This window comes from Ferroplasma acidarmanus Fer1, from assembly GCF_000152265.2.
In the GTDB taxonomy this organism is placed as follows: domain Archaea; phylum Thermoplasmatota; class Thermoplasmata; order Thermoplasmatales; family Thermoplasmataceae; genus Ferroplasma; species Ferroplasma acidiphilum.
Genome location: NC_021592.1, coordinates 714,930 through 738,378 on the forward strand (window position 1 = coordinate 714,930; position 23,449 = coordinate 738,378).

A 23,449-nucleotide genomic window follows, 5' to 3' on the forward strand; every position below is an offset into this window, starting at 1 on the left:
CTTTCTTTATTATATATTTAATGATAAAGTTTGCCAAACCAATTTATTGCAACCTGTTTATGGTCTGGCGCATGATTCCCATTATTTTAAAAAATTCAGAATCGGTTATATTTGCACGGGCTATTATACGGTTTAGCATATTCATAAGCGTATCAATTTCCTGTTCATTATAGTCTATTTTAGCCAGCAATTCTTCAAGCCTTCCTGCAAGTGTATCAATTTTGTCACGCCCTATGAGGTCATGTGTTATAGTAGCATTGCCTGAATAGTTTGCCTTGATCATTTCATAAAGTATTATTGCAACAGCATGTGATAAATTGTATACAGGATATTCAGGGTTCCCTATTATTTTCAGGAAAAAATTGCACATTCCCAGTTCTTCATAGTTCAGGCCATTGTCCTCCCTTCCAAATACAAGGGCAACTTTCTGCCCTGTAAGCCCGTTAGTTGACCAGAACTCTTCAGGCCCGGTTGGAACTCTCCTGAACTTTTCGCCGGATTTAGAAATATCTGAAGTCCCTGCTATTATCTCAAAGCCACTCACAGCTTCCTTAAGAGAATTAAAAATTTTTGCATTGTCTAAAATATAACGGCCATGCATAGACCGGTAAATAGCTTCTGTTTCAATAGGGGTTTTGACGATCCGGAGATCGCTTATTCCACTATTTGCCATTGATCTGGCAACTGCCCCTATATTGCCCTGGTATTTTGGCTCAACCAGAACCACAGAGATAATTTTATCAAGGTCTAACATTTATTGTGTTTCTTTTACGTTGTCTTTCTGGTTTTCCTTTGAATCTTCTTTTTTCTCCTCCTTGTTTTCAGCAGGAGCTTCTTCCTTCTTTTCTTCTTTTTTCTCCTCTTTCTTATAAAGTTCTTTTACAACCACGTCTTTCTCAGGCATGTATTTCCTGATGTCATTCACAATTTTATACTTGGAATCTATCCAGTTGACGTCGAATTTGGCTTCTTCCGGAATCTGAATGCTTATAGAATCATTTTCTATTTCAACCACAAAATTATCTGAATCTGAGTAGCCCATATCTATTATGGCATTTACTTTCCCTTTGACATCGTCTATTACTTTGCTAACCTGGTACTTATAGTAAAGGTCTTTTCCAGCAAGTTCATGGTTATAATCAATTAAAACCCTGCCGGGAGTAACAGATATTATTCTGCCTACCTTATTGTTTATATTTACTTCTTTTCCAATTTCAGGATTAATTTTATTTCTCTGGAATTCCCTCATGGGGACAACCTTAATGTTTTTGGTATCCCTCATGCCATATGCATCCTTTGCCGGGACTGTTACCTCGTACTCTTTGCCGAGCTCTGCCTGCTTAAATGAATCATTAATTTCCTTGAAAAGGCCATCCGTGCCAATAACAATAACTGCATTTTTGTACTTTTTCTTATCGTCAAATATATTTTCCTGTTTGGCTAAGTCTTCCTTGCTAGTTGAAATCAATTTTTTATCCTGCCCTGCACGCATTTCAAAGCTTAATTCTATGAAATCTCCATCGTTCATCAATAATCACCAATAATTTACTGTATGGAATTATTAATTTCTATTTATATTTATTGAAATACGGGGAACCGGTCCGGGCATGGTTAAATTATATATATTTTCACCCTATTAACAAGGCTTTTATATATTGTATTAATAGTTTATTATGAAAATATATATTGATGGAACATGGAAAGAATCATCAAATGGAAATACGTTAAACAAGTACAACCCGAGCACTGGAGAAGTTCTTGATACATTTCCCGCTGCCACTAAAGATGATATTGATGCAGCTATGGATTCCGCTGAATCCGCATTTCCCTCATGGTCAGATATGGGAACACAGGAAAGGGCAAAAATCCTGTATAAGGCAGTAGAATTAATATCGCAGAAAAGAGGGGAGCTTGAAAACCTGCTAACTTTAGAAGTTGGAAAAATAAAACGTGAGGCTATAGATGAAGTTGATGGTGTTATTGACCAGATTCAATACTACGCTGAATTTGAAAGGAAGCTAACAGGAGATATAGTGGAAGGGTCCAGTTCAAAAAGGAAAATATTCCAGTATAAAGTTCCATATGGCATAGTGGTTGCAATAACGCCATGGAATTTTCCGGCAGCTATGGTTGTGAGAAAGCTTGCACCGGCATTGTTGACAGGAAATACCGTTATACTGAAGCCAAGTTCAGATACACCGCTTACTGCCAACTGGATCGTCAATAAATTTATAGAAGCAGGAATACCCAAGGGAGTTTTGAACTTTGTAACAGGCCGTGGATCTGAAATAGGTGATTATATAGTAAACCATAAAAAGGTCGGCCTGGTAACTATGACAGGTTCAACTTCAACCGGGCAAAAAATCATGCAAAATGCATCCTCAAATATGGCAAAATTAATTCTGGAACTTGGTGGAAAAGCCCCATTTATCGTATGGAAAGATGCCGATATGATAAGGGCATTGAAAAGCCTAATATGGGCAAAGTACCTCAATGTTGGACAATCGTGTATAGCTGCAGAGAGATTGTACATACATGAAGATATATATGACAAATTTATGTCAAAGTTTGTCGCAATCACAAAGAAATTGACAACAGGGGATCCGGATACATCCGATGTTGGGCCACTGATAAATAAAAACGCGCTGGCTGGGATGGTACAGACAGTAAACAATGCAAAGGATTCCGGGTATAAAATACTCACAGGCGGCAATACTCCGGACCTTCAGGGAAAGTATAAAAACGGGTATTTCTTTGCACCAACCATAATAGAAAACGTTCCACAGGATTCCGGATTATTCCAGGATGAGATATTTGGCCCTATTATAGGCACTGAAAAGATTTCCGGGGTAGATGAGATGTATAGAAAAGCAAACGATTCGAAGTTTGGATTGGCATCTTACCTGTTCACTGAAGACCCTGAACTCATGCTGGAGGCATCCGAGAAAATCAGATTCGGGGAACTCTATATAAACATGCCAGGGCCTGAAGCGTCACAGGGCTACCATACAGGATTTAGAATGACAGGTCAGGCAGGAGAAGGCAGCAAATATGGAATAAACGAATATCTGAAGTTAAAAAATGTATATGTTGATTATTCAAAGAAGGCACTTTACATAAATACTATAAACAACAGCCTTTTTGATAATCTATAAATTTATATTTCTGTGATGATGCCTGTATCGGCATCTATGCTTATTGTTGTATTTTTGTTTATCTGTTTAACCAGTTCGGCATTATATACCAGAGTTTTTCCAGCATCCAGGAATTTGTCTATTATCCTGTTGGTAACATCGGATTTTATTATGGCTGCGTTATATTTCGAATAATCGATATTGCTGTCATATCTGTCAAGAAGGATGATGTTTCCGTTTTCAGGAGCATCCGTATCAATTTTTCCTGTTACGTTGTGCCCTGCAGGGTACCCCCTGCCAATGAAGCGCCCTATAGAAATAACCCTGATGTTATTTGTACCTCCAAGGTATAGGGATGGAGAACCTGATACAACGATGGCCTTTTCCCCTGGATTCAGCAATCCAAGCGGGGCTATTTTATTTATTATATCGTATATATTTTCCTCCTTCGCCTGTGCTTCCGGCAGTACAACTGGTATTACGCCCCTCATGAGATTTATAGACCTTGCAAGCCATTCAGTTTGCACGATAGCATAGATATCATTGACAGGCCTGATTGCCGACAATATTTTCGCTGTATGGCCTGTTCTTGTCATTGCAATAATGGAACTTACATCAATGGTATTTGACATAATTTTCACACCCTTGGCAACAGAGAAAGCTATGGGATCCACCATAAAATTCTCCGGTTCAGGGAAAGATGTGGATTGTGATTCTACATATTTGGAAATCTCGTAGAGGTATGTTACAGCCTCTACCGGATATTTTCCGATAGCAGTTTCCTCAGACAGCATAACAGCATCAGTATCATCAAGTATGGCATTTGTTACATCCGATACCTCAGCCCGGGTGGGTGAATCTGAATTTACCATAGATTCAAGCATCTGTGTTGCTACTATGGTTGGCACTGCATATTTATGTGATATGTCTATAATCCTTTTCTGGGCCATTGCAACTTCTTTCAATGGCAGCTCAACACCAAGGTCTCCCCTGGCGACCATGATAAAATCAGAAGCTTTCACAATTGATTCTAAATTATCGTAACCGCTTTTTGTTTCGATTTTGCTTATAATATCGCCCTGCCCTTTTCGGTCATATATGTAGTCCTGAAGCTCATAAACATTTTCACGTGACTGGACAAATGAAAGTGCATAGAAATTTATATTATTTTTCAGGCCTTCCTCCAGGAACATTTTGTCCCTATCTGTAAGGACTCCAAGGTCAATGTATTTGCCCGGAATATTTACCCTTGACCTATCGTGTATTGTTCCGGTATCCATGGCTCTAGTTGTTATTACTCCATTGCTGATGGATTCCACATTGAATCTTACCCTGCCATCATTTATCGCTATCAGTGTATCCTTATCAACATAATCAGAGATTTTGTAGTTAATGGATATATCAGATTTAACTCCCGGGTTATCTGAAATTCCATATGTATTCCCGGCTGTTATGTTTAAAATTCCACCGGGAAATTCCCCTGTTCTGAGCTCAGGCCCCTTGAGGTCCACCATTATTCCAAGTTTCTTATTATATTTCTCATTTATTTTATAAACAAGGCGGCTGACATCTGTAATATAACCTTCTGAAATATGTGCAGTGTTAATCCTTATGGTGGCCAATCCTTTATCAGCCATTTTTGTGATAATAGATTCATCAAAACTTGCCGGGCCTAAGGTGGCCACTATTTTGGTTTTCGTCATAAAAACTGATAATTGATACTATAATAAGCTTATTGGTTAACCATTTAGTGGAAATTTATATTTTTTCCAGAAGCTGTATTCCAAGAAGGTCTGCACTATCCTCCATGATTTTCTTAAATGCCCTGACTATCCTCATTCTTTTATTTTCCTCGCTGTTGCCAATTATAGGGCAATTCAAATAGAACTCATTGAAAGATTTAACAAGGTAAAGGATATAGCCAGCTATTATATCCGCCCTCAGGAAATCAACTGAATTCTGTAAATAGTATGGATAAACATACATCGCCTTTATAAGCGCCTTCTCGAATTCATTGTATTCCTCAGTGGAACTTTCAGTATTGCCAGTTTTGGAAATCAGGCTGCATGCCCTGGCATATGCATACATAATATAAGGAGCAGAATCCCCTTCAAAGTTGAGTGCCTCATCCCACCTGAATGTCAATGGCTTGTTGGCATTTATTTTTATAATGTTGTAACGGATTGATGATGCTGCTATGGCATTGCTTATTTTATCAACTTCCTCCTTGCTGTACTCCGGCCTTTTTTGCTTTATTATAGCTGCAGACTCCTCAACAGTTTTTTCATATAGATCGTTAACAGTAACAATATTTCCTTTTCTTGTTGACATCTTTCCTGTATCGAGGGAAACAAACCCGTAGAACAGATAGTCGATCCGGGATGGGAAATCCAGGTAATTATGGAGGACATAATCAAGATTTTTGGCATGGTCTTTGTGGTCTTCGCCTAAAACATCGATTATCCAGTCGAAATTTTCTGATTTGAACATATGGTAGACAAGGTCTCTGGCAAAATACAGCGATGTCCCATCCTGCCTTGTTAGAAATATTTTTTTATCACCAATTTCGATATATTTAGCCTTTCCCTCTGACTTCAGGTCTTCCGAAAGTGAATCTATTAACTGTGCAACATTGCCATACATAATAAAATTGGACTCCCATACATATGTAGAAATATGTATGCCCAGTTTGGCCAGTGAATCTGTTATTGACTTAAGGACTATGGATGCGGTATTCTGTATTTCCTTGATTAATTCATTATCCCCTGTTTCATATTTTTCATCAAGTTCCTGGACTTCTCTTTTTATATCCGGGTCACTGTCGATATTTGTGTAAATTTTCTGGTATCCGTCCAGCAGATTTTCCACTGTCATTTCCTCATCTTTGTGGTATTTAATATGGCCCAGGTACAGTGAAATAACCTGTTTGCCGGAATCGTTTACAAAGTACTGGGTTAAAGATCTTGTTCCATAACGTTCTATTATTCTGAAAATAGAATCGCCTATTATCGAGTTCCTTATTCTGCCTACATGTATCGGCCCGGTGGGATTGGAGCTTGTATGCTCTATGAGTGCTTTTGATGTATCCTGGAAAGTGTTTGGGTACTTGCCGAAAGTCCCGATAGAATTTTCCACTGTATCCAGCATCTTGCTAGACTTTATATAAAAATTTATGTAATTGCCCTGAAGCTCTACCCTGTCAATAAACTCCATGTCCATGCTTGATTTAATTCTGGAATAAACCTCCTCACGGTTATCTTTAAATTTAAATATTTTAAGTGTAAAATCACCAAAATTTGTACCCAGTTCCATGTCATTGTCCTGTACACTGTATATGGTTTTAATTTTGTCCAGCATAATTTTTTTGTAATCATCAAAAAGAAGCATTATTGGTAATAAATTATATGTAGTTATATTTTTTTATATCCAGTGTTAACGGATCCGGATAAAATCGATTGATAAATATAACATATTGCCATTATAATTCATGGAGATTCTGGAAAAACCCATAAATGGCAAAAATATAAAGATGTACATAGGTTCCGGGCTTGAAAACAAAATCAACAGTTTCATGGAAGATTATGGCAAAAATATTTCCTTTGTTAGCTATGCACTGAAGCAGCTATACAAAAGCAAGATAAATGCCATTTCTTCATACAAATCATTTTTGAAAGATGGAGAATCATCTAAATCTCAGAAGTATGTTAATATTGTTATAAAAAAACTGATAAATATGGAAATTGAACGGGACAATTCCGTGTCGTATATAGGCGGGGGAACTATAGGAGACCTTATAGGATATTCAGCATCTGTGTATAAGCGTGGAGTGCACCTGATAGGAATTCCAACAACCTTGCTTGCCCAGGTAGACAGTTCCATAGGTGGCAAGAACGCTATAAATTTTGAAAATTTAAAAAATGCTATGGGGACATTCTATAATCCTGATGTAATCTTTGCCGATGTTGATTTCCTGCTCGGGTCGGACCCTGCACTTTTAAGGGATGGCATAGCAGAAGCAATGAAGATGGCCCTTGTAAAGGACAGGAGATTCTTTAATTATTTTACCTCAAAAAACTTGAATTCTATATACAATAGGAAAAGCCTGGAATATGTAATATCAAAAAGCGCAAAGATAAAACTGGATGTTGTTTCGGAAGATTTTTTTGATTCCAGGAAAATACGGTACCTGCTAAACTTTGGGCATTCCATCGGGCATGCTATAGAATCTTATACTGAAAACAGGGTGTCCCATGGAACTGCTGTTGCCAATGGCATGATACTGGAAAGTTATCTGGCATATAAGGCCGGATTTTCTGAACCATTTTACGAAACAGTAAGGGATGCAGTATCAGCCTATGGGATTCCATTGCTGGATTTCAACACTATTGAAACAGATAAGCTGGTATCCTTTATAAAAAATGACAAAAAAGTCGAAAATGGAAAGCTGAATATGGTAATGTTAAAAGGCCCCGGACAGGCAGAAATTGGTGAAATAGGATTCCAGCAGATGAGGATGTATGTTAATCTCTACAAAGAGAGAAGCACGAAGGGAAACCATTGATTTAACAGGATGTGTGGATTCTGGAAATAACCGTACAAATATTTATAATCCTATGTGGAATATTAACAGTGAAATGACACGGTGTCACAGGGCAATAGGTACAATTACAGATATCGATATGGAAAGAAGCATCCCGGAATTTAACACTGTACTTAATGCTTTATCTGCAAAACTTTTCCAGAAAGAAGTTATGCGCATTAACATTGCGTTGGACAGGAACATTATGCCAGCAATAATTAAGGGATTCAGGAGGTATAAGGTATGAATTTTTCAGCTTTAATAGGTAACCCTGTAGGCCATTCTATAGGTCAGGATATTTACAACAGCCTGTTTATGGACTACGGTATAGATTCCATGTATATTGCAATAGATCTGCACAGGAAAAATTTGCCACGATTTTTTGATTTGTCCAGGGGCAATATTGAAGGCTTCAACATAACTGCACCGTATAAGGAAGAGTCAATACAATTTATAGACTATGCAGATAAAATAGTTTCTGATACCGGATCGGTTAATCTCGTAAAAAACCAGGGTGGAAAATTATACGGATATAACAGCGATTACGCTGGATTTATGATGCTTGCCAGAAAAAATAATATTGATTTTTCAGGTAAAAATGTAATAATAATGGGCACAGGTGGTGCAGCCAGGACAGTTGCATATTCAATAATGCAAAATTATAATTCAAATATCAGCATAGTTTCAAGGAATCCTGGGGAAAAAAAGATTTACGGAATAGCCACAACAGGATATAATGATATAAAGGAATATGATATTATTATTAATTGCACGCCACTGGGCACATTTCCAGATACTGGAATGCCTATCCCGGAAAATATGATACATAATGGAATAACCGGCATAGACCTTGTGTATAATCCCTCCAGGACCCCATTTCTGAAAATAGTCGAAAAAAATGGTGGGATTCCGGTAAACGGAGAGGACATGTTCATCGGGCAGGGAATTGAAACGTTAAAAAAAATATATGGGATAACGGTAGATTATGAAAAATTTTATGATATTTTCCATGAAAATTTAAGGAGTAAATAAAATGATAATAAAAACCAATGGCGGCCTTTCTGTTCTGTCAGCATTTGTCAACGGCTATGGTGCTGCAATATCCATAGACCTGCCAATGTACACTGAGATCAAAAAGAGCGGAGAGGATATTTTTCCCACACCTGAAATGGCAGATACTGTGAATTTTCTGAGGAACAGATTTTCCATCCATGATAAATATTCAATAAATATCAATAGCCAGATTCCAATGGGAATGGGATTGAAAAGCAGCAGTGCCATGACACTTTCATTAATTTACGGAATTTTTAAAATAAATCATATGGACATCGCACCACAGGAAGTTTTAAAGATTGCGTCAGAGGCCTCAATACACAATAAAACATCGGTAACAGGGGCAATAGATGACCTTTCCATAGCATATTATGGCGGGTTTTGTTTTACTGACAACAGTTCGAACCGGATTATATCAAAGCAGCAGATTGAGGAAAAATACATTATCCTGGAATTGCAGGACAGAATGGCATTGACATATGATATGCGAAACAGGGATTTTTCAGGGTACAAAAATTATTACGGAAGATTGCTGGAACTTGTGAAGGACGGACATATATTCGAATCTATGATGCTCAACGGGTATATATTCAGTGATGGAACAGAAACCGGGATAGTCAAAAAGATGCTCGGCACAGGTGCCATATATGCAGGAAGGAGTGGAAAAGGGCCTGCCATATTCGGAATATACGAAACAGAAAGTTCCATGGAAAGCTCTTTTAAACAGCTTACATCAGAAGGATACAACGTGATAAGAAGCAGGTTTAATAATTATGGAATTAATATATATGAACAATGAACGTTAAAATAAAAAATGGAACTATTTCAGGTACAATTTACGCACCGTCTTCAAAAAGTTATACCCAGAGGTATGTGCTCTATTCAGCCTTTTCCAATAAGCCGGTAAAAATTAAAAATGTCTCATTTTCAGAGGATGAGATGGTATCGCTTAAAATTGCCGAAAGCTGCAATGCCACCATTAATTACAACAGAAAAGATATAGAAATAAAACCGGATTTTAAATGCCCGGATAGCATTTATGTTGGAGAATCCGGAACTTCTTACAGGCTTTCTATAGGATTACTGGTCGCAAGAAAATGCAAAACAACAATAAAAGGAGAACAGCAACTGGCAGGGCGGCCTGTTGAACCTTTAATAAAAGCCTTATCAGATGCAGGTACCAATTTCAAAAAACACAAAGATGGCTTTTATATGGTAGATGGTAGAAATTCTGCTTCTACAGGAGTATCTATTGATGGTGGAACAAGTTCACAGTTCGTAAGTGCTATGTTATATTATTATTCCATACTTGGAGAAGGAAACTTCACTGTCAGCAATATGGTTTCTGCGAATTATGTAAATATTACCATTAACTGCCTGAGGAATTTTGGTATCACGGTGCACAATAATGGAAATAATTATTCCATAGAAAATGGTGATTACGCTGTTAAAGAAATTGGCATTGAAGGTGATTACTCCTCTGCGTCTTATTTTATAGTACTGGGCATATTTACCGGGAACATAAAAATAAAAAACCTGGGTATTGATTCACTCCAGCCGGACAGGCAAATTATAGAATTGTTAAACAATGCAACAGAATGCATAAAAATTGGTGGCAATGAACTTACCGTTGATAAGGCAAATTTTATAAAAGGAATTATTGTAGACGCTTCTGCGACCCCTGATATAGCTCCAGTAATATCGGTTATAGGGATATTTTCGACTGAAGGTGTAAAAATTTATAATTACCAGAGGTTAAAAACGAAGGAATCCGATAGATGGAAAGGAATAATTGAAATGTGCCGGGCATTTGGAGCGACCGTTTCAGTATGTGAAAACTTTATAGAAATTAAGAAGGGCATCCTTAAAGACCCGGAATCTATAAAATTCACAGACCATCGCATGATAATGAGTGCTATAATAGCTGGGGTAATAGCAGGATCTCATACGGAATTTAAAAATGCGGAGAAAATTAATAAAAGTTATCCAGAATTTCTGGTTGACCTGAAAAGGCTCGGGCTGGAGATATATTCAGATTTAAATTTAAGTGGAGATGCCGTAATTTGAACGGATTTATAAATATGTGAAATCTATATTATATTATTAATATATATTATGTCATTATTTTTATTGATTTTATATAAGTTTCTGAATTGAAAATGCTTAAATATTGCTTAGTTATTTAGAATAGTCAACAAAAGCCAATCTACAGCAAATAGATGGATATGCACACAGTGCGATTATGAAATCTATATTCCAGGATTGGGACAGATGAAGTTCTCATCATAAGATGGGTTCCGATATGTAAGGTAAAGCCGCTAATTTCTTATTAATAAGAGTGGAGGTAGGATTAACTCCGGTTGATCCTGCCGGCGGCCACTGCTATCAAGTTCCGACTAAGCCATGCGAGTCAAGGTATCGTAAGATGCCGGCACACTGCTCAGTAACACGTGGATAATCTAACCTTGAGTAAGGGATAACTTCGGGAAACTGAAGGTAATACCTTATAATTGCTTAAAACTGGAATGTTTTTGCAATAAAAGTTACGACGCTCAAGGATGAGTCTGCGACCTATCAGGTAGTAGGTGGTGTAATGGACCACCTAGCCTCAGACGGGTACGGGCCCTGGGAGGGGTAGCCCGGAGATGGACTCTGAGACATAAGTCCAGGCCCTACGGGGCGCAGCAGGCGCGAACACTGTGCAATGCGCGAAAGCGCGACACGGGGAGCTTGAGTGTCTTGGCATAGCCAAGACTTTTCTCATTCCTAAAAAGCATGAGGAATAAGTGCTGGGTAAGACGGGTGCCAGCCGCCGCGGTAACACCCGCAGCACGAGTAGTGGTCACTTTTATTGAGCCTAAAGCGTTCGTAGCCGGTTTTGTAAATCTTCAGATAAAGCCTGAAGCTTAACTCCAGAAAGTCTGAAGAGACTGCAAGACTTGAGATCGGGTGAGGTTAAACGTACTTTCAGGGTAGGGGTAAAATCCTGTAATCCCGGAAGGACGACCAGTGGCGAAAGCGTTTAACTAGAACGAATCTGACGGTAAGGAACGAAGGCTAGGGTAGCAAACCGGATTAGATACCCGGGTAGTCCTAGCTGTAAACATTGCCCATTTGATGTTGCTTTTCCGTTGAGGGAAGGCAGTGTCGGAGCGAAGGTGTTAAATGGGCCGCTTGGGAAGTATGGTCGCAAGACTGAAACTTAAAGGAATTGGCGGGGGAGCACCGCAACGGGAGGAATGTGCGGTTTAATTGGATTCAACGCCGGAAAACTCACCGGGAACGACCTGTGCATGAGAGTCAACCTGACGAGCTTACTCGATAGCAGGAGAGGTGGTGCATGGCCGTCGTCAGCTCGTACCGTAGGGCGTTCACTTAAGTGTGATAACGAGCGAGACCCACATCTTTAATTGCAAATGTATATGAGAATATGCATGCACTTTAGAGAAACCGCCAGCGCTAAGCTGGAGGAAGGAGTGGTCGACGGCAGGTCAGTACGCCCCGAATTTCCCGGGCTACACGCGCATTACAAAGAACGGGACAATACGTTGCAACCTCGAAAGAGGAAGCTAATCGCGAAACCCGTCCATAGTTAGGATTGAGGGCTGTAACTCGCCCTCATGAATCTGGATTCCGTAGTAATCGCGGGTCAACAACCCGCGGTGAACATGCCCCTGCTCCTTGCACACACCGCCCGTCAAACCATCCGAGTTGGTGTTGGATGAGGTTTAATTCGAGAGGGTTAAATCAAATCTGATGTCGGTGAGGAGGGTTAAGTCGTAACAAGGTATCCGTAGGGGAACCTGCGGATGGATCACCTCCATGTGAAAGGCAGCTTTGCCTTACAAACTTTTTATTTTTTATTGTTTTATATTGTTAAGTATTTGTTATATTGATTTTCATCTATTCATGTACCATTCCATCATATTTATTCATATAATTTTTAAATTTTAGAAAAGATTTTATTTTATGTTTATCTTATCTATATAATGGATAAAGGTATTGAGGGCAAACTTGTTGAACAACAGGAAAAAATTGAACGAAAATTTCAGGGTATAGGAAAGGGAAAATATGCCCGTATCCTCAAAATGGCCAAGAAGCCCAATGGAAATGAATACACAAAAGTGGTGCTTATAGCAGGCAGCGGTATTGTGCTCTTAGGTTTAATAGGGTTTATTATATATTATATAATGCAGATAGTGTTTTAGGTGACTTTAATGATGGAATATGATTGGTTAACGGCAGATATCCCCGATGTTATAAATGCGGGATGTGATAAACGTATCAAGCAACTTGAAGAAAAAGATGATAGAGAGAAAATTATACCACTGGCTATTACTGTAAAGAATATCCAGGGTGCAAAAAGGAAATTCAACATTAATATAAGGACATCCCTGGAACTTCAAGACCCGTCTATAGACTGGAAATTAAAGTTAAAAGACGAATATACACTTTCAAGCAAAAAAATAGAGGAGATAACATATGACTTTGATCTCGATGGAAACAAATCAAGGGATCTGGGATTGGAGATAGATACACCCATAGGCGGATATGAGGGTGACAGGCTTGATATTGATCTTTCAATTAAATCAGAAGATGGAATAAATAGTTATAATAAAAAATTCAGTGTTAACCTTGTGCCGGTTATTAAAATTGCCAAATGTACCATAGGAAAGGAGCTTGACATCGCTATAGACCTGTCAAACCATGCCGAAAGAGACAGGGAAGAGCGCATGGCAATGAATAAAAACGCCAGGAATGAAGTTATGGCCGTCATGTCCCCATATGAGATAAAGGGGTACTTTTTCATTGAAACAATGCATGCAGACAGGGTTGACGTACTGTCAAAATCTATAAGGGGATTCAGGGGATTTGTTTCTGGAGATATAGATATATCAGAAATAGAGAAATACCTTACGCCAAAGCCTGCAGTAACTGGCCTTGAAATGGGCTCACTTGTAGAAATAGTTGAAGGGCCATTTAAAGGAGAAAGGGCAAAGATTACTGCAATTGATGCAGCAAAGGAAGAGGTAACAGTCCAGTTAATAGAATCCATGGTTCCTATACCGGTTACTGTAAAGGCTGAAGCTATTAGAAATCTGGATAAAACATGATAACTAAATCCAATTCAAAAGAAGCAGAAAAAGCGTTTATCGATAATATTAAAAAATTTTTTGACAATCCTGAGATTATACTTCCAGAGTGTACTGACAGTTGCTTTATGTGCCCTATAAAAGGTTATGCAAAGAAAATCCAGAAGATGAAAGAATCCAGCAATTTTGGCAAATACCATAATTCTGCAGACCAGTTCCTGGCTGGGGTGTCAGAGACTTACAGAATACTGGAGAGCGAAAAAGCACCACTTATGGGGGTTATAAAGACAAACTATGGTTCTGTTAATTACTGTAAGCGGGGAAACACTGATGAACTGATAATTTCAGGTGTACAGAATTATGATAACGATATATACAGGCTTCTTGCATTTACAAATACAGTAAAATTGAAGAAGTTAAGGGTGTATTCCACAAGAAATTATTTTACAGCAACATGCAGGGAAAAGATTGATATTGATTTTATAACAGATTTATTGAACGAGGAGAATATACCCTTTACCAGAGCCGAAGACAGGATAGTTATTGGAACAACCGGCAATAAAATTACTGTATCGGCATATGATGCCATACTGGACGTGTATGAAGATTTTGACCACAACATAGTTTTTACATTGCTTAAGCATATGTTATTGCCTGATATGCCATTTAAAATTCAATCAGATTTTATGGATTTTATACCCGATAATCCTGATATCATAACTGAATTTATACACAAAAGGCTTAGCACAAAGCAATTGCTGTCCCGTTTACGGAAAGACAAGATAAATTATGCAATCAAGAATAACTATTATATTATAAATTACGAGAATTATGGAATAGATGAATTTCTGGATAAACTGGAATTTGATGACAGGCTAAAGCCGTTCATAAGGGAGAAAATAGCATCCAAAGGATTTGTACTTGACTCTCCCAGCCAGCGCAAGGTACTGGAGTACCTGTTTCCTGAATATAAAAATGAAATTGTAAGGCTATTATATGATCTTACAGACGCGGAAATAAAATCCTTGAAAGGAAACCCCATGGAGATCATGGAAAACGCAAAGCTATTAAAAAGCAAGAAGTCGGTGAAATCAAAGATCATGGAACCATGGTCTGAAAATTCCAGGTATCTAATAGACTTAATTACATATTATTTCAACTATGGAAAATCCGACTCAATAAACTTTGGCAGGAAGAACATGAATAATGACATACAGAAATCAATATATTATGCTTTTCTTGAAGCAATAGGAAGTGGAGAAGGATGGATGTTTACTGAAAACCAGATACTTCTGGGAAAAAGAATATATGACTATGTAAATGACATGGTTAATGATCGGAATATAAACGATCAGCTCAAGAAAATAAAGGGGATAATAGGATAATGTCAAAGCATATACTGTCAAAAAAAGATTACAGGGCATTCATGGAAAAGCTCAGCGCATTCAATATAGACGGAACATCCATGGCGGATATTGAAGTGGAAACAAACAAAAAAAATGAGGTGTATTATTTTTCAGGCAAACCGGTATTTTACAACGGCATGCCTACATTATACCTTATAAATTATCTGAAAATAAAGACACATAACGTTACTGTAGATAATGGTGCTGTGCCCCATTTAATGAATGGATCTAATCTATTCGCGCCCGGGATTGTTGATATGGACCCGAATATTAAAAAAGGTGACATGGTTTTTATCAAAAACATGGAAGGGTTATATATAGCAATAGGAAGGGCCAATGATAGCGGTGATGCAATAATGTCCTCCAGAAAGGGTGAAGCAGTGGAGATATTGCATTATCTTAATGATAAAGTCATGAAAGAATTTTAAGCTTAGGCATGGGGGCTCATTATAAGATATCATTGCCATATCTAATTATGCGCCATGTTATGCAGTATTTTATAGACTAAAAAGTATACAAAATACTTATTTATCTAATTTGTATATATATTTCATGGAAACATTAAAAATTGGAGAACAGGCTCCTGATTTTGAAACAATTGACCAGGATGGAAAAAATGTAAAGCTCTCAGATTTTAAAGACAGCGTGGTTGTATTATATTTTTACCCGAAGGACAATACGCCGGGATGCACCATGGAGGCTAAAAACTTCAGAGATAATATAGATATGTTTACTGAAAAAGGCGTGAAGGTTTTCGGGGTAAGCGTAGACTCAAGTGAATCACATAAAAAATTCCAGGAAAAATATAACCTTAATTTCACATTGCTCAGTGACAAACAGAAAGATATAGTAAAAAAATATGGCGTACTGGGCCTCGCTACTGCCAAGAGAGTTACATATATTATAAAAGATGGAAAGATTGTTTATGTATACCCGAAAGTGAGCCCGGGAGAACATGCAAAAGAAGTATATGAAAAGCTTCAGGAGTTAAAACTTATTTAATTTTATTAATTTTAAGATCTTACAAAATTGCTTTTAATACTGAAATTTATAAGAGAAACAACCAATGTTACAAGTAACCATAAAACTGAGATCATTATCAGAAACGGATTGAATTTTATTATAGAATACGCTAAAATGCCTATTGGCAACAGATACTTAATTATTATCCATAAAATACTATAAAAACCCATAAAAATCTAAAATAAAAAAATGTATTTATCCGAAAAGAGAGCTTAAACCGGCCATTGCGTCTGAATCCGATTCATCCTTCTTTTCTTCTTTCTTCTCTTCTTTCTTTTTCTCCTCTTTCTTTTCTTCCTTCGCAGGTGCTGCTGCTACAGGTGCTGCTGCGGCATTTTTCAAGACTTCTTCTATGTTTACATTCTTCATGCTTTCAAGCAATGATTTAAGTCTTGCGTCATCTGCCGCTACGCCTGCGTCTGTCAGTACCTTCTTCAGGTTCTCTTCATCTATTTCTTTTCCTGCTGAGTGAAGCAGTAAAGCTCCATATATATATTCCATTTTGTCACCTCATCCAAATAAAGACCCGAGACCCGCTGCTGCGTCATCTCCAGATCCTTCATCTTTCTTGTCCTCTGTCTGGCTTTCTTCAGGGTTTTCATTCTCTATGTTTTCATTATTTAAATCTTTATTTATTAATGAATTTAGAGTTGTAGCGTTTATTACTGCTTTCCTTATAAAAATATCTATATTCTTTTCATCAACAAAGTTTGCAGCAAGTGCAAGACCCTGTGCCTGTAGATATGCCTTGGACAATAATTCAGGCATTATCTCAGGAACAAGGAAATCTGCCTTTAATGCAAGTGCTTTTGCTTTCAGGAAAGCTCCGGCCATATCCGATACTATCTGTTCTATAGTTATGGATAGGGCATCCCTGGAATAAACAAGCCTGTCACTATATGCAGCTATCATCTCAAGGCCAACTGTAACCGGAAGTATTTCCAGTTTTTCCAGCACCTGTGCCTTCTCCTTGGATATTACTTCGCCTTTTTTGACCAGTGTAACTTCGCTTTTTATTACTATTTTCCCCTTTTCTATTCCTGCCGGTATACCTGCCTTCTGGAATACTGATATCATAGGCCCTGGTGGGAATGATGTTTCCTTCGGTTCTATTATTATATCCTCTTCTGCTATTTCTCCACCACGTGCAGCCGCTTTTGTCCTTTTTGAGACAAGCATATCGTAAACTGTTTTTGGTGTCTCAGAGGTTGTAATAAGGGCTATCTGCCCGGTTGCGTGTTCTGTCATTCCTGCAATATTCTTTTTGTTTGATTTTTGTAATGCAAGCCTTAGTAATCTTGCCCTTAATACCTCTATTTTCACTTTCCCGCGTATATCGCTCCTTATTTTCTGGAATTCCTTATTTCTTAATCCCTTTATGCTAATAACTGCTGATACGGGGCTTTCGTTTAATTCCTCAGTAAGGGCATTAACCTTATCCACCTTCCACTGTGCTGGCTCGATCATTCTATATCACCTAAATTAATTGTAATTGCCTTACTCATCGTGCTCTTAATATATGCAGAGGCTATATTTCCCTTACCCTTATCAAGGTGGGAAATTATTCTTTTCAGAACTGTATTAAGGTTGGTAAATAGGTCTTCATTGCTCATAGCTTTCGTCCCGATAGGTACATGGAATGTGATTTTATCCCTGCTTCTGGCCCTTACACTTTTCTTAAGGTTTTCTATTAATGCACTTGGGTCCTGCCCTGGTGGCAATGGCTTGGGCATTTTTCCCCTTGGGCCCAGAATTATACCGAGGTTTTTACCAACATTTCCCATAAGTGTGGATTCTGCTACAAAGAAATCTATTCCCTTGACAATTTTCTTGAATGACTTTTTATTATCTGAAAAATTATTCAGGTCTTCAACTGAATACAGATAATCTGCATTCTTTGCCTTTGTACGCATTTCCTCACTGGCAATAACAGCAACTTTCAGGTCTTTGCCTCTGCCCGCAGGAAGTATGATTTCTTCATTGATCCTATTCTTAGGATCTACCATATCAACGTCTTTCAGGTTTATTCCAACCTCTATGCTCTCATCAAAATTTCTTTTCTTGAGTTCTTTTAATTCCTTTAAATTTTCTATAATACTATTCTCCATTATTTCTCACCGACATCTATTTCGCCAGCCTTGATTTTTTTCTGTAGTTCTGCAGCATTTATGCCATCTACTGTAATGCCCAGAGACAGCGCAGTGCCAAGAACTTCAAGGACAGCTCCTTTCATTGTGTATGAAAGTAAACCGGATTTTTTGGATTCCGCAACCTTTTTGACCTGTTCCATTGTCAAATTTCCAGCGTAGTTTTCCTTATTTTTTCCCGAACCTTTGGCTATTCCAGCCTCTTTCTTCAACAGAGCTGAAGTCGGAGGTATTCCTATTATTATTTCATATTTCTTGGTAGAAGGGTCCACAACATTTACTGTTACCGGGACCTGCATTCCAGCAAAATCCTTTGTTTGTTCGTTTATATCCTTTATTACCTGCCCGAGATTAAGTCCAAGAGGACCAAGGGCAGGGCCTAAAGGAGGCCCTGATGTGGCTTTTCCACCTTCAACCATTGTTTTAACTGCAACCATTTATTACACCTTCGATTATACCCTATTTCTAACTCATTTTTAATATTTTCTTTTTAACATATTTATTTTAGTGCATAGTTTCTAATCAGGTTGTTCTACAAATATTTTATACCGGTATTCTGGGTATAAATAAAATATATAATCCGGAGTTTTTATTTTCTAAGACTAAAAGTATGTCATAACGTCCTGAAACATTAGTTATTACAGTATATAAGAATAAAATTTATAACATTGATAAAATTAAAGCAAAAATTTATAGGGTATATAAATGAAATAATAATATAGCAACATAATGTCAGAATAAATAAAAAGTAAATATATAAAAACAATATAGCATATAAATGATAGTTAACGTTATCGACGGGCGAAGGGAAAAAAATTTTGATGATTCAACAAAGGTTCTTATTGATATATTCAGGGCTACCACAACAATTCCCCTGATGTTATACAGAAATGCAAAATCCATAATACCTGTAAGAACTATAACAGAAACAAGAAAAATGAAAGCAAAAAACCCGGATTATCTGACAAGCGGCGAAAGATATGGCGTCAGAATCCCAAGATTCAATTATGGAAATTCGCCAAGTGTAATAATGGGCGAAGACCTTTCAGGCAAAACCCTGCTATTTACCTCAACCAATGGAATAAAGGTTCTTTTTAAGATAAGGGAATTCCCGGGCGATATATACTTATCATCATTCATAAATTTCACTGCAACATATAATGCCATCAAGGATCGGGAAAAAGTATCCATTATTGTCTCAAACAGGCCTGATGGCATATCAGATGAGGATTATATCTATGCAAATATGCTAAAAGCTAAGCTCGAAGGCGAAGAGGTGAATGTTGATGATTACTGCAACCAGATAAGGGCAAGCCATGGTGCAAAGAGGCTTAAAATTATGGGTGCAGCAGCCGATATAGAAAGTTCATTGAAAGTTGATATTTACCATGAACCTATAATATACAGCAATGGAAAAATAATACCCTTAACAAAATTGAGCGGGAAATCTCCTTCAGCAAGCGAATAATATGGTAGCCGACGGTTAAATGAAAATCCTGTGGCACATTATTGTAACTTAAATCTCAATAACATCACCATAGTGCATGGATGTTCCCCTTAATTTTGACAGGCACCCGAGAAGGTATTTTGCCCACTCAAGCTTAATTTTTTTCCTTATAATGGCAGTGTTATCATAATATGGCTTGATATTAACATTCTTGAAGTCGAAACCAAGCAGCGTTATATGCCTTGCTCCGAGATAATCTGCCAGAAAAGCTGACCTGTCACCATCACTGAATCCGCCGTAATTGTAAAGATGCGCCATTGGTATATACTGTGTTGTAGCAATACCATTACTGAAATATTTTGCATATTTTTCTATGGCGTTTATATTATCCCCATGTGCATGCACGAGAATAATTGAACCGCGGTTGTACGAATCTATTATGGAATTGATATTTCCATCAAGGTCTGTCACTATAATATCCGGATTGCCATATAAGCTGCTGTAAGTTTCTATTGCCGAATCAGCAACTATTACATATCCACCTGAAATTGTTTTAATAGCATTCTTTAAGTTTGGCCCGTTGCCGATAATAAAAGCATTTCTTCCACGGTATGCATCTAAAATATTATCGCTGTTATGGATAAACTTCCTTAAAATCATAGATGATTCATAATCCATTTTTCTATTAATTCCCAGAGAATCGGTAATCTGGAGATACAGCTGGAACCATTGGTCAAAGTTCATTTTATCTCCATCATATTATGATTTTTGCTTTTTGACGAAGAGTAGTATTTATGGACTGCAGATGCCGATAATGCTATTATTATTCCAGCAATTATATATGTCAAATACAGTATCATAGATGAATATGGTATAAAGCCAATTATATACCTGACGTAATTCATCATTCCATAAACTATTAACACTATAGCCAGCGAAAACGAAATGCCATACCACATCCTTGACATCCCGTGCCTCTCCTCCATGTAAACATCAAAGGCATCAAAAAGTTCCTTTGAAACGAATGACGCCAATACCCACCATACAAATGCAGATATAAATACCAGTACCTTGTTCATAATCGGTACGGTTTTTATTATGGATTCGTAGCTATATGCAATGCCGATTACTATAATAAAGAAAGACACAAGGTATGAAAGCATTGAAATTTTTGCCTCCTGTGAATATTCCTTTACGTCTGCAGCTAATTTTATAATAAGCTGGTTTATTTCAACAGCCCTGCCAACGAAATATGCACCCAGGACAATGGTAACAAACATAACTGCCCCTGTGGCTGGATCAAGTACATAAGATTTTGTAATAACCATGGCATATATAGTAAAAGCCAGCAGCGACACACCATAGCTCAGAAGCAGGAGGCCAACGGGTATTGTAAATTTCCTGGCTATTTTCTTATCTTTAATGCCCCTTATAATGTAATAATAAAGTGATTCTATATTTTCGTTATGGCGAATAAGAATATGCTTAACATACCTTATCCTTATCCTCGATGATATTAACGGTATTATATAATCGTCTTCTGCACCATCTGACACAAGTATAAGGTCGTCATAATGCTCCATTGAAAGTACATCATCCAGCTGTTTTCCAAGTATTTCATCTGATTTTGCACCAACATCATCGTCACCGGTGATCAGGGCAATTTCAACCTCTTCGTTTTTTCTCTGCAAGTCTTCGTATACCTTTATTGCGCCAAAAAGGGCGTTTGCATCAGAATCTTCAGGGTCAACAGAAATCAGCTTAAGTGCTGCATTATAGCATTCACCATATCCCGTAACGGGTCCATCCACCCCGGCCTTTATGCCGTAATCGTTGTCACGGTCCACATTCAATACAAGAGTTGCCATACAGTATAATTATAATAGGAAAAGCAAGTATATAAGTTTTATTACATTCAGGGGTGTGGGACACTATTATTCGTCCCTGGTTATTACAATGTAAACCCTTTTGCCGAGAAATTCCTTAGGGCAATCCACCTTTGCACCCGATCCGAACTTTGTTACTTTCCTCTCTATGAATCCATATATTCCTTTTATAGAGACCTCTGTTGTCTCATGTATTTCCACTTTTCCCATAGTAATGTATATATACATTGTATATATATCTATCTATGGGTCTTGTCAGGAGTGAGGACATACAGTATAAACTTGAGGAGATAAACAATATACTGGGGAAGAAGTATGTACAGGAACATCCGGAAAAGGGGAGAAACTGGAGAACATACGAATCCGAGTTTTCACGGAGAATTAAAACTGCAATGAAGGAACTTGATCCCCTTATTGAAAAAGCCGTATCCATTATGCATATTGCTAAAAGGCCAGGGCATCCACATTCATTATTACTTGCCCAGAGGGTGAAATTAATACTTATAAAACAGCTTGTTGGCGAATCAAACAGGATGTTTGTTAATATGCTCGATATATTTTCTATGCTTTCAGGCATAGATGTATCATATAAAACAATAGAAAGGCTATATTCAGACAATGAAGTTGTAATGGCCATATTCAATCTCCATGTATTGTTACTGAAGAATAAGAATATTGCAAATTCAGATGCAACAGGCGATGGCACGGGCTATTCATTAACAGTAAAGAAGAACTACGAATCCTATGCACAGAGGTTGAAAGACCTTGCAAAGGAGAATAAAGAAATTGGAAAGGAAGAACATAAGGATAAAAAATCAAAAGGGCATAGAAAAAGATTGTTTGCATATTCCTTTTCCATTATGGATTTAAGGACAAGGATGTATATAGCCTCCGGAACAAGCATGAAATCTGAAAGAAATGCATATGACAATGCAATGAGGATTGTCAACAAAATAGGTATTAATATAGATTCTATAAGGCTTGACAGGTATTATTCATCACCTTCATATGTAGATAAATTAGGGGATACAAAGGTATACATTATACCTAAGAAGAATTCTACATTGCACGGTTCACATAAATGGAAATCTATAATAAGGGAATTTCTCAATGACACTATGAATTACCTTGAAAAGTACCATAAAAGAAGCAATTCAGAATCAGGATTTGCAGCAGACAAGAAGATGCTGGGATGGAATATGGCACAGAGAAGGGATGACAGGATAGGCAATGCACTGTTATGCACCAATGTCTGGCACAATTTATTCAATATGGGGAGGTATTAGAATAGTGTCCCACACCCTACATTCAGATTATAAAAATAAATCTTAGTATTAAAATACTTTTTCCTCAGAAAATCCAGCAATATATCCTGTTTGATAATCATTTCAGTATAAAGTATCCTGCACTTTTTTGCCTTGCCACCCTTTTTACCATTTTTCCGTCCATGAGTTCCTTAAGCCCGGAATTAACCAGCGCCTTTCCCAGGGCTACTTTTTTCATTATATCGTCGGCTGTTTTCATCTTCTCTTCAGATACGGCGCCCATTGCTTTCAATGAACTGTATATTTTTTCTGCATTTCCTGATAATCCTACCATTTAAAACCCCTATTCCATATTATATATAAATATATAAATATTATTAAATTAATAATTGTTATAAAAAGGCAAAAAATAATAC

Annotated in this window: 25 protein-coding genes and 1 rRNA gene; 14 read left to right on the forward strand and 12 right to left on the reverse strand. The window is 37.5% G+C overall.

Annotated features, from left to right (window positions below; all coding sequences use genetic code 11):
* Positions 1-43: 43 nt before the first annotated feature.
* Both FACI_RS03475 and FACI_RS03480 read right to left on the reverse strand, forming a co-directional pair.
* Positions 44-754 carry an RNA methyltransferase gene (locus FACI_RS03475; protein ID WP_009886733.1) on the reverse strand — a complete coding sequence of 237 codons (711 nt, stop codon included), beginning with the start codon at positions 752-754 and terminating at the stop codon, positions 44-46.
* A complete protein-coding gene (locus FACI_RS03480) occupies positions 755-1,528 on the reverse strand; it encodes an FKBP-type peptidyl-prolyl cis-trans isomerase (RefSeq protein WP_009886734.1) in 774 nt (257 codons plus the stop codon).
* A gap of 145 nt (positions 1,529-1,673) precedes the next feature.
* Between FACI_RS03480 and FACI_RS03485 the strand changes: the two genes are divergently transcribed.
* Complete coding sequence (locus FACI_RS03485; protein WP_009886735.1) at positions 1,674-3,155, forward strand: D-glyceraldehyde dehydrogenase; 1,482 nt, start codon at positions 1,674-1,676, stop codon at positions 3,153-3,155.
* A gap of 2 nt (positions 3,156-3,157) precedes the next feature.
* Here FACI_RS03485 and pyk read toward each other — a convergent pair whose 3' ends face one another.
* Together pyk and argS are read right to left on the reverse strand one after the other, a co-directional pair.
* On the reverse strand, positions 3,158-4,837 hold the full coding sequence (gene pyk / locus FACI_RS03490; RefSeq protein ID WP_009886736.1) for a pyruvate kinase: 1,680 nt from the start codon (positions 4,835-4,837) through the stop codon (positions 3,158-3,160).
* A gap of 55 nt (positions 4,838-4,892) precedes the next feature.
* Entirely contained in the window at positions 4,893-6,521 is a 1,629-nt protein-coding gene (gene argS / locus FACI_RS03495; protein ID WP_009886737.1) for an arginine--tRNA ligase, read from the reverse strand.
* A 100-nt stretch (positions 6,522-6,621) separates the two neighbouring features.
* On the opposite strand from argS, the gene FACI_RS03500 reads away from it, so the two are divergent.
* The 11 genes from FACI_RS03500 to FACI_RS03550 all read left to right on the forward strand — a co-directional run bounded on the left by FACI_RS03500 (position 6,622) and on the right by FACI_RS03550 (position 16,267).
* Entirely contained in the window at positions 6,622-7,695 is a 1,074-nt protein-coding gene (locus FACI_RS03500; protein ID WP_009886738.1) for a 3-dehydroquinate synthase, read from the forward strand.
* Complete coding sequence (locus FACI_RS03505; protein ID WP_019841474.1) at positions 7,652-7,960, forward strand: hypothetical protein; 309 nt, start codon at positions 7,652-7,654, stop codon at positions 7,958-7,960. The genes FACI_RS03500 and FACI_RS03505 overlap by 44 nt, the downstream gene beginning before the upstream one ends.
* Positions 7,957-8,745 (forward strand): shikimate dehydrogenase family protein, encoded by a 789-nt coding sequence (locus FACI_RS03510; protein WP_009886740.1) that lies wholly within the window; start codon positions 7,957-7,959, stop codon positions 8,743-8,745. Before FACI_RS03505 ends, FACI_RS03510 begins: the two co-directional genes overlap by 4 nt.
* 1 nt (position 8,746) lies before the next feature.
* Positions 8,747-9,565, forward strand: coding sequence for a shikimate kinase (locus tag FACI_RS03515; RefSeq protein ID WP_009886741.1), 819 nt, complete (start codon positions 8,747-8,749; stop codon positions 9,563-9,565).
* Complete coding sequence (locus FACI_RS03520) at positions 9,562-10,833, forward strand: 3-phosphoshikimate 1-carboxyvinyltransferase (RefSeq protein WP_009886742.1); 1,272 nt, start codon at positions 9,562-9,564, stop codon at positions 10,831-10,833. The genes FACI_RS03515 and FACI_RS03520 overlap by 4 nt, the downstream gene beginning before the upstream one ends.
* Before the next feature lie 286 nt (positions 10,834-11,119).
* Positions 11,120-12,589 (forward strand): 16S ribosomal RNA (locus FACI_RS03525).
* 166 nt (positions 12,590-12,755) lie between these two features.
* On the forward strand, positions 12,756-12,974 hold the full coding sequence (locus tag FACI_RS03530; RefSeq protein ID WP_009886743.1) for a protein translocase SEC61 complex subunit gamma: 219 nt from the start codon (positions 12,756-12,758) through the stop codon (positions 12,972-12,974).
* Between the two features lie 9 nt (positions 12,975-12,983).
* Positions 12,984-13,880 (forward strand): transcription elongation factor Spt5, encoded by an 897-nt coding sequence (locus tag FACI_RS03535; protein ID WP_009886744.1) that lies wholly within the window; start codon positions 12,984-12,986, stop codon positions 13,878-13,880.
* The gene (locus FACI_RS03540) at positions 13,877-15,244 is read left to right on the forward strand and encodes a hypothetical protein (protein WP_009886745.1); all 1,368 of its coding nucleotides are present in this window, start codon (positions 13,877-13,879) and stop codon (positions 15,242-15,244) included. The genes FACI_RS03535 and FACI_RS03540 overlap by 4 nt, the downstream gene beginning before the upstream one ends.
* The gene (locus FACI_RS03545; protein WP_009886746.1) at positions 15,244-15,693 is read left to right on the forward strand and encodes a DUF1947 domain-containing protein; all 450 of its coding nucleotides are present in this window, start codon (positions 15,244-15,246) and stop codon (positions 15,691-15,693) included. Before FACI_RS03540 ends, FACI_RS03545 begins: the two co-directional genes overlap by 1 nt.
* A gap of 124 nt (positions 15,694-15,817) precedes the next feature.
* A complete protein-coding gene (locus FACI_RS03550) occupies positions 15,818-16,267 on the forward strand; it encodes a peroxiredoxin (RefSeq protein ID WP_009886747.1) in 450 nt (149 codons plus the stop codon).
* 216 nt (positions 16,268-16,483) lie between these two features.
* Here FACI_RS03550 and rpl12p read toward each other — a convergent pair whose 3' ends face one another.
* From rpl12p to FACI_RS03570, 4 genes are read right to left on the reverse strand one after another with little or no spacing between them, the layout of a single operon-like run.
* Entirely contained in the window at positions 16,484-16,789 is a 306-nt protein-coding gene (rpl12p, locus tag FACI_RS03555; protein WP_009886748.1) for a 50S ribosomal protein P1, read from the reverse strand.
* A 9-nt stretch (positions 16,790-16,798) separates the two neighbouring features.
* Positions 16,799-17,755 carry a 50S ribosomal protein L10 gene (rplJ, locus tag FACI_RS03560; RefSeq protein WP_009886749.1) on the reverse strand — a complete coding sequence of 319 codons (957 nt, stop codon included), beginning with the start codon at positions 17,753-17,755 and terminating at the stop codon, positions 16,799-16,801.
* Positions 17,752-18,396: a 50S ribosomal protein L1 gene (locus FACI_RS03565; protein WP_009886750.1), complete on the reverse strand. Its 645-nt coding sequence runs from the start codon at positions 18,394-18,396 to the stop codon at positions 17,752-17,754. Before FACI_RS03565 ends, rplJ begins: the two co-directional genes overlap by 4 nt.
* On the reverse strand, positions 18,396-18,872 hold the full coding sequence (locus FACI_RS03570) for a 50S ribosomal protein L11 (protein ID WP_009886751.1): 477 nt from the start codon (positions 18,870-18,872) through the stop codon (positions 18,396-18,398). Before FACI_RS03570 ends, FACI_RS03565 begins: the two co-directional genes overlap by 1 nt.
* A gap of 341 nt (positions 18,873-19,213) precedes the next feature.
* Here FACI_RS03570 and FACI_RS03575 point away from each other — a divergent pair, with 341 nt between their 5' ends.
* Positions 19,214-19,903 (forward strand): 2-phosphosulfolactate phosphatase, encoded by a 690-nt coding sequence (locus FACI_RS03575; RefSeq protein WP_009886752.1) that lies wholly within the window; start codon positions 19,214-19,216, stop codon positions 19,901-19,903.
* 48 nt (positions 19,904-19,951) lie between these two features.
* Here FACI_RS03575 and FACI_RS03580 read toward each other — a convergent pair whose 3' ends face one another.
* The 3 genes from FACI_RS03580 to FACI_RS03590 form a co-directional block, all read right to left on the reverse strand.
* Positions 19,952-20,626 carry a 6-hydroxymethylpterin diphosphokinase MptE-like protein gene (locus FACI_RS03580; RefSeq protein WP_009886753.1) on the reverse strand — a complete coding sequence of 225 codons (675 nt, stop codon included), beginning with the start codon at positions 20,624-20,626 and terminating at the stop codon, positions 19,952-19,954.
* Entirely contained in the window at positions 20,623-21,750 is a 1,128-nt protein-coding gene (locus FACI_RS03585) for a DUF373 family protein (protein ID WP_009886754.1), read from the reverse strand. The genes FACI_RS03580 and FACI_RS03585 overlap by 4 nt, the downstream gene beginning before the upstream one ends.
* Before the next feature lie 66 nt (positions 21,751-21,816).
* Positions 21,817-21,978, reverse strand: a complete 162-nt coding sequence (locus FACI_RS03590; protein ID WP_009886141.1) for a DUF2080 family transposase-associated protein — start codon at positions 21,976-21,978, stop codon at positions 21,817-21,819.
* Between the two features lie 35 nt (positions 21,979-22,013).
* Between FACI_RS03590 and FACI_RS09755 the strand changes: the two genes are divergently transcribed.
* Positions 22,014-23,054 carry an ISNCY-like element ISFac3 family transposase gene (locus tag FACI_RS09755; RefSeq protein WP_009886142.1) on the forward strand — a complete coding sequence of 347 codons (1,041 nt, stop codon included), beginning with the start codon at positions 22,014-22,016 and terminating at the stop codon, positions 23,052-23,054.
* Between the two features lie 97 nt (positions 23,055-23,151).
* On the opposite strand, the gene FACI_RS03600 is transcribed toward FACI_RS09755, so the two are convergent.
* Entirely contained in the window at positions 23,152-23,367 is a 216-nt protein-coding gene (locus FACI_RS03600) for a hypothetical protein (RefSeq protein WP_009886756.1), read from the reverse strand.
* Positions 23,368-23,449 lie beyond the last annotated feature (82 nt).

Coding starts and splice junctions, on each gene's coding strand:
- FACI_RS03505 (WP_019841474.1), top strand. CDS start 7,652: ATGTTAATCTCTACAAAGAGAGAAGCACGAAGGGAAACCATTGATTTA.
- FACI_RS03485 (WP_009886735.1), top strand. CDS start 1,674: ATGAAAATATATATTGATGGAACATGGAAAGAATCATCAAATGGAAAT.
- FACI_RS03480 (WP_009886734.1), bottom strand. CDS start 1,528: ATGAACGATGGAGATTTCATAGAATTAAGCTTTGAAATGCGTGCAGGG.
- FACI_RS03600 (WP_009886756.1), bottom strand. CDS start 23,367: ATGGTAGGATTATCAGGAAATGCAGAAAAAATATACAGTTCATTGAAA.
- FACI_RS03570 (WP_009886751.1), bottom strand. CDS start 18,872: ATGGTTGCAGTTAAAACAATGGTTGAAGGTGGAAAAGCCACATCAGGG.
- FACI_RS03590 (WP_009886141.1), bottom strand. CDS start 21,978: ATGGGAAAAGTGGAAATACATGAGACAACAGAGGTCTCTATAAAAGGA.
- rplJ (WP_009886749.1), bottom strand. CDS start 17,755: ATGATCGAGCCAGCACAGTGGAAGGTGGATAAGGTTAATGCCCTTACT.
- FACI_RS03575 (WP_009886752.1), top strand. CDS start 19,214: ATGATAGTTAACGTTATCGACGGGCGAAGGGAAAAAAATTTTGATGAT.
- rpl12p (WP_009886748.1), bottom strand. CDS start 16,789: ATGGAATATATATATGGAGCTTTACTGCTTCACTCAGCAGGAAAAGAA.
- FACI_RS03565 (WP_009886750.1), bottom strand. CDS start 18,396: ATGGAGAATAGTATTATAGAAAATTTAAAGGAATTAAAAGAACTCAAG.
- pyk (WP_009886736.1), bottom strand. CDS start 4,837: ATGACGAAAACCAAAATAGTGGCCACCTTAGGCCCGGCAAGTTTTGAT.
- FACI_RS03475 (WP_009886733.1), bottom strand. CDS start 754: ATGTTAGACCTTGATAAAATTATCTCTGTGGTTCTGGTTGAGCCAAAA.
- FACI_RS03515 (WP_009886741.1), top strand. CDS start 8,747: ATGATAATAAAAACCAATGGCGGCCTTTCTGTTCTGTCAGCATTTGTC.
- FACI_RS03545 (WP_009886746.1), top strand. CDS start 15,244: ATGTCAAAGCATATACTGTCAAAAAAAGATTACAGGGCATTCATGGAA.
- FACI_RS03530 (WP_009886743.1), top strand. CDS start 12,756: ATGGATAAAGGTATTGAGGGCAAACTTGTTGAACAACAGGAAAAAATT.
- argS (WP_009886737.1), bottom strand. CDS start 6,521: ATGCTTCTTTTTGATGATTACAAAAAAATTATGCTGGACAAAATTAAA.
- FACI_RS03500 (WP_009886738.1), top strand. CDS start 6,622: ATGGAGATTCTGGAAAAACCCATAAATGGCAAAAATATAAAGATGTAC.
- FACI_RS03520 (WP_009886742.1), top strand. CDS start 9,562: ATGAACGTTAAAATAAAAAATGGAACTATTTCAGGTACAATTTACGCA.
- FACI_RS03540 (WP_009886745.1), top strand. CDS start 13,877: ATGATAACTAAATCCAATTCAAAAGAAGCAGAAAAAGCGTTTATCGAT.
- FACI_RS03535 (WP_009886744.1), top strand. CDS start 12,984: ATGATGGAATATGATTGGTTAACGGCAGATATCCCCGATGTTATAAAT.
- FACI_RS09755 (WP_009886142.1), top strand. CDS start 22,014: ATGGGTCTTGTCAGGAGTGAGGACATACAGTATAAACTTGAGGAGATA.
- FACI_RS03510 (WP_009886740.1), top strand. CDS start 7,957: ATGAATTTTTCAGCTTTAATAGGTAACCCTGTAGGCCATTCTATAGGT.
- FACI_RS03585 (WP_009886754.1), bottom strand. CDS start 21,750: ATGGCAACTCTTGTATTGAATGTGGACCGTGACAACGATTACGGCATA.
- FACI_RS03580 (WP_009886753.1), bottom strand. CDS start 20,626: ATGAACTTTGACCAATGGTTCCAGCTGTATCTCCAGATTACCGATTCT.
- FACI_RS03550 (WP_009886747.1), top strand. CDS start 15,818: ATGGAAACATTAAAAATTGGAGAACAGGCTCCTGATTTTGAAACAATT.